We start from the raw sequence: 10,446 nt of genomic DNA on the forward strand, positions 1-10,446 counted from the left end.
CTCCTCAGCCTGCCAGGCAACGCAGAAACAGCCTCGCAACGCCGCCTTGTAGCATCACCAGTGTTCCGGGCGGGGGCTGCAGGATGTCTACAGGCTGCAACATCGTCTGCGCGAGCTGCTGGCGCATCGGGCATTGCCTGTCGGCACCGGCCACGATCGCCCGACCGGGCGGGCTGTCTTTGCGGCAGAACTGATCCTGCATCGCTCTCGCCGGCGCCGGATTTGCAGGGGCATCGGGCAGCAGCAGCGACGGTTCCAGGCATTCACCAGTCAGAGCGCCCAGATCGGGCGACTGATGCGGGAGCGTCAGGAACCCGGCAGCAACGCCGGTGTAATCGGCTGCGGCATCGGCCTTGGCCGGGGGGACGGCGGAGGCGGCGTCGATCACGGCTGCGGCGAGCAGTGCGGCTTTCATAACATGTCCTTCCTTTACAGGATTTCGACAACAGGACGCCGCGACTTTTGCCATAGACCTGAGCTGACAGGCTTTGTCGCCCCGTGCCCGCCGATCTGCGGCCCGGCGCTTGCAGAGCCTCCCTTCCCGCAACAGGCAACCGCGTCTGCGCTGATCTCCTGTTTTAAAGGCCACAGGGGATCGTGAAAGCAGCTCATCTGGCGCGGATCGCCCTGATCGGCGGAAAGCCGCGGCCAGCGGTCCTGCCGGCCTCGCCTAGCCACCCTGTTCCGTTGCCTGATGCTCGCTCGGTTTTTCAGTGTTTTTCATGGGGTCGTGTGGGGGCATCCACGCCACATACATGTGCGCCATGCGGGACTGACCGCGTGTTACCTGACAGGGTCAGGGCCGGCGAGGCCAAGGCTTTTGAGGCTTTGATCCACAAGAATTACCGCTTTATCTTCCGGGTGGCGTTCCGCTGGCCTGGCAATCGCAGCGATGCCGAAGACATTTCCCAGACGGTCTGTACGCGGCTGTCGGGGAGAATCCGGAGCTTCGACGGGCGCGCGGCCTTTTCGAGCTGGTTTTACCGCGTTACCCTGAATGCGGTGCGCGAATTCCAGCGCGCCAGACAAAGACGCGGCCAGCTGGCCGGGGCGGTCCAGCATCTCGGCGATGATCTGCAAGCCCCGGATCAGGAAATGGCGCTGCATATTGCCGACATCTGGCGGCTCTTGCGCCAACTTACCCAAAAGCAGCGCGATGCGGTAATGCTGGTTTACGCGGAAAAGTTGAGCCAGGCCGAGGCATTGCCGCCCGCGCCCGAGGGCCTCAGTTACTGGGGCCTCGGGTCAACCGGCATTCTGTGCGACCGGAACCCTTGCCCCCGGCACGGGGTTTTCCGGATCGGCACCGATGGTACGAGGGGCCGTCCTCGTGCCGCGTATCCAGCAGAGGTGTTCGCGCATTATTTCGCGCTGCAGGTCGCCGCGACCGAACAGCGCGAGCCGATGCGCATGCGCAGTGATACCCGCGCCCGGCTTGTCCGGCTGCCGCGATGCCACGGCGCGGCTTTCTGCCGCGGTGGCGTCTGGACGGCCACTCCGCTTTGCCTGTCACAGGAAGAAGCGCTTTTGGTGATGCGGGCGTCGGGAGACGGGCGGATCTGGTACAACCAGACCGCGTCCGACATACGCGGACTGTCGCCGCCCGACGGGATCGCCGGTCGCATGACCCGCTCTGCGTGGAGCAGCTTTACGGTCTCGCATGCGGAGATCGGGGGCCGTTCCGTCCCCTGGAGCGGGGATGAAATGGCTGTTAGAGAGGCGCAGGCGGCGGTGTAATCTTTCGCGCGGCGCCAGACCCTGTCTGGTTTCATGACCGGTTACTGCGACCAGGTGTCGATGCAGCGATGTCCCGGTGATCCGCAACCAGTCAGTTCGGTGGCCATTGCGGTGAATGTCGCCACGGCGCGTGCAGCCACCCATTTTTGACAAGCAAAGCCATTTGGGGCAGGGCCAAGGCCGCTTCCGGTCTGATCTTGACGAAAAAACCGGCCCCTTTCGGGGCCGGAAAGCAACGGGAAAAGCCTGGCCGGCCGGGTTACAGCCAGTAGGGATTGACCCCGTAATGATCATAGGAGCGTTTCTGCCAGTCGCGGTTGGAACGCCAGTCATCCGTATAGGCCGGTGCGCCCTCAAGCTGCGCTTTGGTCAGATCGGTGACATAGACGCCCCGCGCGCTGTCATAGCGCAGCTTGCCGAAGGGGATGGGATGATAGTCCGAACCGATCCCGAGGAACCCGCCGAACTGCAACACGCCATAGACGACTTTGCCCGAGGCGGGGTCGATCATGATATCGTCGATATGGCCAAGATCATCGCCCGCCGGGCTGTAGACCCTGGTGCCTTTGACGTCATCTTTGCCCGAAATCAGGTGGGCGGTGGTGGCTTCATATCCGGGAACTGCAGTGGTCATCTGTCTTCTCCTTTTGGAAAGATTAGGAAAGGTGGTCTGGTTCGGGCGCCCGGCTTACGTCCTATGCTCGGGCAGCGCTTCGAGCTGTTCACGGGTCAGGGATGTTTCGATCCGCACGACTGAGTTGTCGGCATCCCGGATGACGGTGAGAGTATCAAGCGGCACGAGGACGGATTTTGCGCCAATCCCGAGAAAGCCGCCGACATCAATCACCGCCCCGGAAAGTGTGTCCCCATTCAGGGCCAGATCACTGACCGACCCGATATTTTCGCCTGCCATATCCTGCACGGTGGCACCCGTCAGCTCCTCCGAGGTCGGAGCAACTGCCGCGCTCTGGCCGGCAACGGGCGCTGCAGTGGTGGCATCGGCCGCCTCCCCGGCAACGGGGCTCAGGGCGGCATGGTCATCCCAGGAATATCCGGCCGTCAGACTGTCATCGCTCCATTCAGGAAGCGCCTCAAGCTGATCACGCGACATGCTGGCGACGACGAAGAAGTCACCAAGATCGTCCGGTGTCGCGGTATCAGCCACGAAGTAAAGATCATTGGTGCCCACCATTACAGTGCGGCTGCCCATCCCGAGGAAGCCACCGATATCAAGCAGTACGCCCTGGATCTCGCCATCCTGGCTGAGGATAATATCGTTGATCTTGCCGATATCTTCCCACTGGTCACGACCGGCGATAAAGGTCTCGCCACTGGTCCAGCGCGCGGACCGCTCGTCCCAGGCGGGATCTGCGGGTCGGGCGGCGCGCAGCTCGGTTACAGCATCCGGGCTGAGGGTATAAAGGTTCATCCCGGTAAATTCCGACGCGCGGAAGCCCGGAACCATAGCGCCGTGGGCCATCGCGTCGGCAACAGCTGCTTCGGCCGGAGCTTCGGTCGTCTGAGTCTGGGCTGCCACGATGCCACTGGTCGCCAGAAGAATGGCAGAGGTGAGCATGAGAGTCTTCATGTAGTCTCCTGTCTTTTCAGTTTCAGCCAGGGCGTTCCGGATAAAGCGAATGGCCTCTCCGAACCTTCCGGCCCGCCCATGTCGGGCATGACAAACGAACGGGCGTGGCGAAGAAATGTTCCGGTAAAATTGAAAGATAATTTATAATAAATCGTTCAATATCAATTAATTGAATACCAAAGCGCGGCGCCATGAAGGCTCCGTTTCCCGCGCTGCGGGTAACCGGTCACGGCAGGCGGGGCCTGGCTTATGTGACCGAGGGACCTCAGGTCCGGACTTACATGCTGAGACGTATTCTGCCCAGGCGTCAGGTGCGATTGCGGCCTTACAAGAAGGGCCGCCTTTGTATTTCGAACGGTAAACCAACTTCCGGCAGGGATCGCGGTTCCCCAAGGCCCTGGACCCGATGTCACGCGCGGCACCTGACTGCGGTCATTCGCCGTGAAGCCCTGGCGATTTGGGCGAATACCCGCCGAGCCCGCGGGCGAGCTCGGAGAATACGGTGCGGAAGGGAACGTAAACGGCGCGGCGGGCATTCGCCTGCCGGTGCCAGTGAAATGCATCTTCGTGCACTGCGCTGCTGCCAATCAATCGCGCTCGCGGAGCTTTACAATATGGGCAAGAACCTTAGCGGCGATGGCAGGCTGGATCTGGCATCGACCTCGGTCGCGCTGCTGGCCAATGCTGCATCGGGCCGCGATGATACAGCCGCGCAGGTCGAAGAGATCCGCGCGCAGCTGGAGCCGCATGTCGGCAGTTTCCGCCACTATCCCCTGCGCAAGGGATCAGAAATCGCCTCTGTCGCGCGGCAGGCCGTGAAAGACGGTGCCGGGCTTATCGCAACTCTGGGCGGAGACGGGACACAATCCGCCGTTGCCGGTGCGCTTGCCGGGTCTGATACAGTGATGGCGGTGCTGCCGGGCGGAACCTTCAACTATTTCTCGCGCGGACTGGGTCTGGGCAATGACCTGTCCGATGCGCTTGAGGCACTGGTGGCGGGGCATGTTGCCTGGATCGATCTTGGCGAGGTGAACGGGCGCATCTTTCTCAACAATGCCAGTTTCGGCGTCTATCCCGACATTCTGGAACGCCGCGAGTCGATCTATCATCGCTGGGGCCGCAGCCGTCTTATGGCCTATTGGTCGGTCCTGGCCTCGCTGCTCGATCTGCGTCATCCGATGCAACTCAGGGTCAGTGCCTCGGGCGAGACGCGCGACATCACCACGCCGCTCGCCTTTGCGGCACGCAGCCCCTATCAGCTGGACAGCCTTGGGCTGCAGGGAGCGGACGCAGTGCGCGACGGGCATTTCGCGTTGTTTATCGCGCAGGGCCACCGCAGGCGTGACATGATGACGGCGGCGCTGCGGCTGGCCTTTGGGCGTGCGCGGGAAGGCGTGGATTTTGAACTGATCATTGCCGATGATATCGTGATCTCCGGTGGGCGTGCGCGGCGGCTGGTCGCATTCGACGGCGAGAAAACCCATATGGCGGGCCCCTGGCACCTGAAGGTTCGCAAGGACCATCTGCGTGTGATCGTCCCGCCTCCTGCGGCTGCGGCGCCCGACAGTCAGAAGAACGAGAGCCAATGACGAAACTTCTGCACCTGACTGACCTGCATTTCGGGGCAGAGAGGCAGGACCTGACGCCCGCACTGGCGCGGGCGATTGCGCTGGCCGATCCCGATGTGATCGCGGTCTCGGGTGATCTGACCCATCGGGCCCGGCCAGAGCAGTTCAAAGCGGCCGTTGCATTCCTCCGGCAGCTTGGGCTACCGGCCATCGCGGTGCCGGGCAACCATGACATACCTCTGTGGAATTTTGGGTTGCGGCTGACCGCTCCATTCCGGCGCTGGCGCGAAGGGGTGCCCGCCGATCTGCGCAGCGACTGGTTGCACATTGGCGATTTCCACCTCTTTGCTGCCAATACTGCCGATCCGATGCGTATCCGCCCCGGTATCCTGCGCGAGAATGATATCCGGCGGATCTGCGCCGGGCTTGCATCGGTGCCATCCGCGGCTTTCAGGGTGCTGGTCTGCCACCATCCGCTCGAAGAACCACCAGGATTTGATCGCGGCGAGACGCGCAATGCCGCGCAGGGCATAGCGCGTCTGGTGAAAGCGGGTCTGGATATCAGCCTGAGCGGGCATCTGCATCACTGGCAGCCCGGTCTGGGCGTAACCGAAATGAACACCCGCCCACTGTTGCAGATCCAGTCCGGCACTGCGCTTTGCGCCCGCCCGGGCGAGAAAAACCACGGCTTCGCGTTGCTGGAATCCCATCCGGGCGGCGTCAGCGTCACGCCCTGGCTGCTTGGCGAGGCTGAAAAACGCTTTTGCCCCGCCAAAGCGGTGAGCTTCCGGCTGAGCGATGAAGGCTGGCTTCGGGAGAGGTGAGCGGGCTCAGTTTTGCCTGTTCAGTGCAGCCATGGCTGAATGAGCAGGGAAGCAGAATCTCGCGCTCATCTGACGGCAGCTTTTCAGGCGCTGCCCCGACATCCTCAACCTCGCGCTGACACTTTCCCCAAAGCGTCCACATGTTATTGCAAAGAATGGTGAGAACCAGGATGACAGAGTGTCAGGGCTCGCAGACGCATATGACGATCATATTGCGCTGCCCGACAAAACGGACCGGGCGCTGCACCGCATCTTCAGGGCTGTCAGAGCGATGCCCGCGATACAGCCCGGACAAGTCGTTTGCAGCACCGCCGAACGGGAAGCAGCTGCACCGCCCATTCCAGAACCAAACTGACCGTCATCGCAAAAAACAGTGCGACGATAATCGCGATCCAGGTGTTTTCGCCAAACCAGTGCCCGGCGAGATAGCCTGCAAGCGTCATGAAAAGCGCCCAGCAGATGCCTGCAACCGTGCACCAGGGCAGAAAGCGCCCATAGCTGGTATCGACCATTCCTGCCGCCAGATTGGTCGTGATGCGCAGGCCCGGCAAATAGCGCATCGAGACCAGGGTAAGGCCAAGACGCTTTTCCAGACCTGCTTCGACCTTCAGGATCAGCGGCTCCAGCCGGCGCAAATAGCCCGAGGTGAGACGCTGCCGGTCCACCATTCTGCCAACCCCGTAAGCCACATGATCCCCCAGCACAGAACCAAGCGCCGCCGCCAGCATCAGTGGCCAGAGCAGCGGCTGGCCTTCAGCGGCGGCGAGCGCCGCCAGCGGCACCACCACGGTTTCGGCCGGCACCGGCGGAATGAAACCGTCCCCCATCACGCAAAGAAAGACGATCAGATAGATCCATGGCGAGCGCGCCATGGGCATGACGATGTCGTTGATAATTTCCATGGCATCCAGGATCAGAAAGAGGGCGGTAAGTCGCACCGGTCCCGCTACCATGGCGACCTGACCTGAACCTGATGCGGGCCAACCCGGGATGCTATCAGGTTCCGGTCAGCCGCATCCCTTATCAGGACCTCGGAATAACGAAGAGTGCAGCCGATGGAAATCTGGGAAGCAGCCGTTCTGGGGCTGTTGCAGGGCCTGACCGAGTTTCTGCCGGTCTCCTCAAGCGCGCATCTGCGCATCGCGGGCGCGGTGATGCCGGCGGCGCATGATCCGGGGGCCGCTTTCACCGCCATCGTGCAGATCGGCACCGAACTGGCGGTTTTGCTGTATTTCCGCCGTGAGATCCTCGCGATCTGTCGTGCGATGGCTCGGCAGATTGGTGGCAGGGCCTTTGATGCTGATGCGGCCCGGCTGGGTTGGCTGATCGCGATCGGCACGCTGCCGATTGTCGGGCTTGGGCTGGCTTTTGCAGATCTGATCGAAACCGCCTTGCGCAACCTTTATGTCACCGCTGCCATGCTGATCGCCTTTGGGATCGTGCTGGGGCTGGCGGACAGGTTCGGCAGCCGCAAGAAGGCCTTGCACCAGCTTGGCTGGCGGGCCGGTATTTTGCTAGGTTTTGCCCAGGCACTGGCGCTGATCCCCGGTGTCTCGCGCTCGGGTGCGACGATCAGCGCCGGGCTCTTGCTGGGCTTCCGCCGCGAGGATGCTGCGCGCTATGCCTTCCTGCTGGCGATCCCTGCGGTGTTCGGCTCCGGCTTTTATCAATTGTTCAAATCGATGGGAGTGCCGGATCAGGCCGGGCTCGCCCCGACCGCGGTGGGCACCGCCGTGGCGTTTCTGAGCGGCTATATGGTTATCGTGGCCTTCATGCGTCTGATCTCGACCGCCTCCTTCCTGCCCTTTGTCTGCTACCGGATCGGGCTTGGCCTTGTCTTGCTGGCTTTGCTCCTGACCGGAGGGCTGGCGCCGGTCTGATCCGCCGGGACGTGCGGGGTCAGGACAGCGGCAGCACCAGCTCGACACAGAAAGTCTCGTTATGCGCTATGGTCGCGGTGCCGCCGAGATTGGCCGTCGCCTGACGCACGATGGCGAGGCCAAGGCCAGTGCCGCCCTCGCTTTGCCGTCCCTTGCGAAAGCGGTCAAACAACAGCTCGGCTTCGGCTGCCGGTGGGGCGGGCCCTTCATCCGAGACGCGGATGACCGCGCGATTGTCCGGCAGGGCCTGCAGCGACAGCGTCAGCCGGCCCTGGCCATGTTTCAGCGCATTGTCGAGCAGATTGCGCACCGCCTGGCGCAGCTGCCCGCAGCCCCGCGCAAGCATCAGCCCCTCGCTGAGCTCCAGCGTCAGCGCGCGCCCGGCGTCCTCACAGGCGGGCAGCATAGCGGCGGCGGCATCGCGCAGGATACGCGCCACCGCCACCGGGGCCTCTGCGGCTCCGCCAAGGTTTTCGTGATCAAGCCGCGCCAGATCGAGCAATTGCTGCAGCAGATGGCGCATCTCGTCCATATCGTGGCGAATGGCCTGCCAGTCGGGTTTTACGCCCATTTCCGCATTTTGCAGCCGCAGATCCAGCACCGCAAGCGGCGTGCGCAGCTCATGCGCCGCATCTGCCGTAAAGCGTTTCTCCATCGCATAGGCCTCGGCCAGCCGGTCGAGAGCGATATTGGCGGAACGGGCGAGCGGCAGGATCTCTACGGGCAGCTCTTCCAGCGGGATGCGGCGGTCAGGGGTGGATTTGCTGATGGTCGCGGCCAGCGCGGCAGCCCGGTGTACCGAACCAAGCGCCCAGTCCGACAGCATCCGGATCGAGATCAGGCTGATCAGCGCCAGAATCGCAATCACCACCACAGAGCCGGTCATGCGGTCACGGAAAATCTGGCAGAGCTCTTCGCATTCTGCCCAGTCATTGCGACCCAGTATCAGCACCTTATCGGCGCCGACCGCCCGCACTGCCATCGTGGAGGGGATCTGATCAGGGCGGCTCAAAGGGGGAATGAACGTGAGAGCAGGCTGCGCCGCCGGGCTATGGGCGATCAGCCTGCCATCTGCCGTATAGAGCGCATAGCGCCAGTCGGATGCTGAGAAGTGATGCGGCAGACGGGCAATGTCATCAGGTGCCGGCGGCTGCGGAAGTCCTGCCAGCAGGATCTCGATCTGTTCGCGGAACACATGGTCGCGGACATCATTGTCCAGATCCAGAAGATATATCGCCACATTCACCACGCCAAGGGTGAATACCGCCGCCATCACCAGGATCAGACGGCTGCGAAGACTATTGATCCGGCGCATTCGTCCCCCCGAGCGCCAGCCGGTAGCCAAGACCGCGCAGGGTCTCGATCCGCACCGAAGTCGGCGTCGCCGACAGTTTTTTGCGCAGACGGGACACGATGGCCTCAACGGCATTCGGGGTCACAGGCTCGTCCAGCGAGTAAAGCCTGTCCTCAATGCTGTCCTTAATCACCACACCGGGGGCCGCGCGGATCATCTCTTCGAGCAGCGCATATTCCTTGCGGGCCAGATCGAGCGTTACGCCTGAGACGCGCACCGACATCGCCGCGGGCTCAAAGAGCAGATCGCCGAACTGCAGCAGGATCGGTTGCCGCGCACCCGGACGGCGCAGCACGGCCCGCAGACGGGCCTCCAGTTCGGTCAGGCTGAAGGGTTTTACCACGTAATCATCCGCACCGGCATTCAACCCGGTGACCTTACTCTCCACCCCGTCGCGGGCGGTCAGGATGATGACCGGAATGCCGGCATTCTGCCCCCCGCGCCGCAATGCCGTCAGCAGGCTGAGACCATCACCATCGGCAAGCCCGAGGTCGAGCACCATCGCCTGATAGGTGGAGATCGCCAGCATATGCTGCGCTTCCACACCGCCCGGTGTGTGATCGACCACGAAGCCGGCCCGCGTCAGATGGTCAGCAACCATCGCGGCCAGATCCCGGTTATCCTCGACCAGCAAAACCCGCATTCCGCCTCCCTCTGCGCAGCCTGCCCCGGCTTTGCCTCTGCCCCGATCCTGACCGCCAAAGCTGATCAGGCGCTGACAGTCTCAGATCCTGTGCCGAACCCGGCGGCTTCAGGCAAGCCTATCAGGTTCCCGTCAGCGAAGGCGGATAAGGTTCCGGGCCTGCGGCAGGCCGGCCCGAGACGGATCCGACACAGATGAGACTGGTATGAGTTCTGAATTTCTGGCGGCTGTTGTGTTCGCCATACCGCTGTTCGCGGCCACTAATATCGACAATTTGATTCTTCTTACAGGGTTCTTCGCCGACCGCCGCCTGCGGGTGGCGGAGGTCCTCGCCGCTCAGTTTGCCGGTATGGCGTTGCTGATCCTTGCAAGTCTGCTGGTTGCAGGTGGTGTGCTGGCGCTGACCGACGGCCATGTGGGGCTGCTGGGGCTGCTGCCGATCGGGATCGGGGTTTACAAACTGTGCCAGCGTCGCCTGGCCGACCCGGATGCCAGTGGTAGCATTGCGCGCCCGCGCGGGGCAGTGATCGGCAATATTGGCGCGGTTTTGCTGGTCATGCTGGCCAATGGCGGTGACAATATCAGCGCCTATGCGCCGGTATTTGCGCTTCAGTCAGGGGCTGCGACAGGCCTCATCATCCTGAATTTTCTGCTTATGACCGCGCTTTGGTCCGCGCTGGCCTTCTGGTTGGTCCGTCATCCGGCGATCGGCCGGCCGATCCGCAGATATGGCGAACTGCTGCTGCCCTATGTCCTGATCCTGATTGGTCTGTGTGTTCTCTGGGACGGGGTATCGGCCGAATTTCCCCGGCGGGGAGAGCGTGGCGTGTCTTAATTCATGAGCCAGACCCA

Annotated in this window: 11 protein-coding genes; 5 read left to right on the top strand and 6 right to left on the bottom strand. The window is 62.7% G+C overall.

Features of this window, described 5'->3' with window-relative positions; genetic code table 11:
- Window positions 1–4: 4 nt before the first annotated feature.
- Window positions 5–415 carry a hypothetical protein gene (locus AC4FS3_RS10430; protein WP_491020515.1) on the bottom strand — a complete coding sequence of 137 codons (411 nt, stop codon included), beginning with the start codon at window positions 413–415 and terminating at the stop codon, window positions 5–7.
- A gap of 365 nt (window positions 416–780) precedes the next feature.
- Between AC4FS3_RS10430 and AC4FS3_RS10435 the strand changes: the two genes are divergently transcribed.
- On the top strand, window positions 781–1,737 hold the full coding sequence (locus AC4FS3_RS10435; RefSeq protein WP_491020516.1) for an RNA polymerase sigma factor: 957 nt from the start codon (window positions 781–783) through the stop codon (window positions 1,735–1,737).
- 259 nt (window positions 1,738–1,996) lie between these two features.
- On the opposite strand, the gene AC4FS3_RS10440 is transcribed toward AC4FS3_RS10435, so the two are convergent.
- Window positions 1,997–2,371, bottom strand: coding sequence for a PRC-barrel domain-containing protein (locus tag AC4FS3_RS10440; protein ID WP_491020517.1), 375 nt, complete (start codon window positions 2,369–2,371; stop codon window positions 1,997–1,999).
- A gap of 54 nt (window positions 2,372–2,425) precedes the next feature.
- A complete protein-coding gene (locus AC4FS3_RS10445; RefSeq protein ID WP_491020518.1) occupies window positions 2,426–3,325 on the bottom strand; it encodes a PRC-barrel domain-containing protein in 900 nt (299 codons plus the stop codon).
- A 614-nt stretch (window positions 3,326–3,939) separates the two neighbouring features.
- Between AC4FS3_RS10445 and AC4FS3_RS10450 the strand changes: the two genes are divergently transcribed.
- On the top strand, window positions 3,940–4,914 hold the full coding sequence (locus AC4FS3_RS10450) for a diacylglycerol/lipid kinase family protein (RefSeq protein ID WP_491020519.1): 975 nt from the start codon (window positions 3,940–3,942) through the stop codon (window positions 4,912–4,914).
- Complete coding sequence (locus tag AC4FS3_RS10455; protein ID WP_491020520.1) at window positions 4,911–5,717, top strand: metallophosphoesterase family protein; 807 nt, start codon at window positions 4,911–4,913, stop codon at window positions 5,715–5,717. The genes AC4FS3_RS10450 and AC4FS3_RS10455 overlap by 4 nt, the downstream gene beginning before the upstream one ends.
- Before the next feature lie 263 nt (window positions 5,718–5,980).
- Here AC4FS3_RS10455 and AC4FS3_RS10460 read toward each other — a convergent pair whose 3' ends face one another.
- Window positions 5,981–6,619, bottom strand: a complete 639-nt coding sequence (locus AC4FS3_RS10460; protein ID WP_491020521.1) for a DedA family protein — start codon at window positions 6,617–6,619, stop codon at window positions 5,981–5,983.
- 153 nt (window positions 6,620–6,772) lie between these two features.
- On the opposite strand from AC4FS3_RS10460, the gene uppP reads away from it, so the two are divergent.
- Complete coding sequence (uppP, locus tag AC4FS3_RS10465) at window positions 6,773–7,597, top strand: undecaprenyl-diphosphatase UppP (RefSeq protein WP_491020522.1); 825 nt, start codon at window positions 6,773–6,775, stop codon at window positions 7,595–7,597.
- Between the two features lie 19 nt (window positions 7,598–7,616).
- Here the strand turns inward: uppP and AC4FS3_RS10470 are convergent, their stop codons facing one another.
- Window positions 7,617–8,912 carry a sensor histidine kinase gene (locus AC4FS3_RS10470; protein ID WP_491020523.1) on the bottom strand — a complete coding sequence of 432 codons (1,296 nt, stop codon included), beginning with the start codon at window positions 8,910–8,912 and terminating at the stop codon, window positions 7,617–7,619.
- On the bottom strand, window positions 8,896–9,594 hold the full coding sequence (locus AC4FS3_RS10475) for a response regulator transcription factor (RefSeq protein WP_491020524.1): 699 nt from the start codon (window positions 9,592–9,594) through the stop codon (window positions 8,896–8,898). Before AC4FS3_RS10475 ends, AC4FS3_RS10470 begins: the two co-directional genes overlap by 17 nt.
- A gap of 205 nt (window positions 9,595–9,799) precedes the next feature.
- On the opposite strand from AC4FS3_RS10475, the gene AC4FS3_RS10480 reads away from it, so the two are divergent.
- The gene (locus AC4FS3_RS10480; protein WP_491020525.1) at window positions 9,800–10,429 is read left to right on the top strand and encodes a cadmium resistance transporter; all 630 of its coding nucleotides are present in this window, start codon (window positions 9,800–9,802) and stop codon (window positions 10,427–10,429) included.
- The last annotated feature ends 17 nt before the right edge of the window (window positions 10,430–10,446 follow it).

It is taken from the genome of Pseudogemmobacter sp. TB195, assembly GCF_058313095.1.

Coding starts and splice junctions, on each gene's coding strand:
- uppP (WP_491020522.1), top strand. CDS start 6,773: ATGGAAATCTGGGAAGCAGCCGTTCTGGGGCTGTTGCAGGGCCTGACC.
- AC4FS3_RS10460 (WP_491020521.1), bottom strand. CDS start 6,619: ATGGAAATTATCAACGACATCGTCATGCCCATGGCGCGCTCGCCATGG.
- AC4FS3_RS10430 (WP_491020515.1), bottom strand. CDS start 415: ATGAAAGCCGCACTGCTCGCCGCAGCCGTGATCGACGCCGCCTCCGCC.
- AC4FS3_RS10480 (WP_491020525.1), top strand. CDS start 9,800: ATGAGTTCTGAATTTCTGGCGGCTGTTGTGTTCGCCATACCGCTGTTC.
- AC4FS3_RS10450 (WP_491020519.1), top strand. CDS start 3,940: ATGGGCAAGAACCTTAGCGGCGATGGCAGGCTGGATCTGGCATCGACC.
- AC4FS3_RS10440 (WP_491020517.1), bottom strand. CDS start 2,371: ATGACCACTGCAGTTCCCGGATATGAAGCCACCACCGCCCACCTGATT.
- AC4FS3_RS10445 (WP_491020518.1), bottom strand. CDS start 3,325: ATGAAGACTCTCATGCTCACCTCTGCCATTCTTCTGGCGACCAGTGGC.
- AC4FS3_RS10455 (WP_491020520.1), top strand. CDS start 4,911: ATGACGAAACTTCTGCACCTGACTGACCTGCATTTCGGGGCAGAGAGG.
- AC4FS3_RS10470 (WP_491020523.1), bottom strand. CDS start 8,912: ATGCGCCGGATCAATAGTCTTCGCAGCCGTCTGATCCTGGTGATGGCG.
- AC4FS3_RS10475 (WP_491020524.1), bottom strand. CDS start 9,594: ATGCGGGTTTTGCTGGTCGAGGATAACCGGGATCTGGCCGCGATGGTT.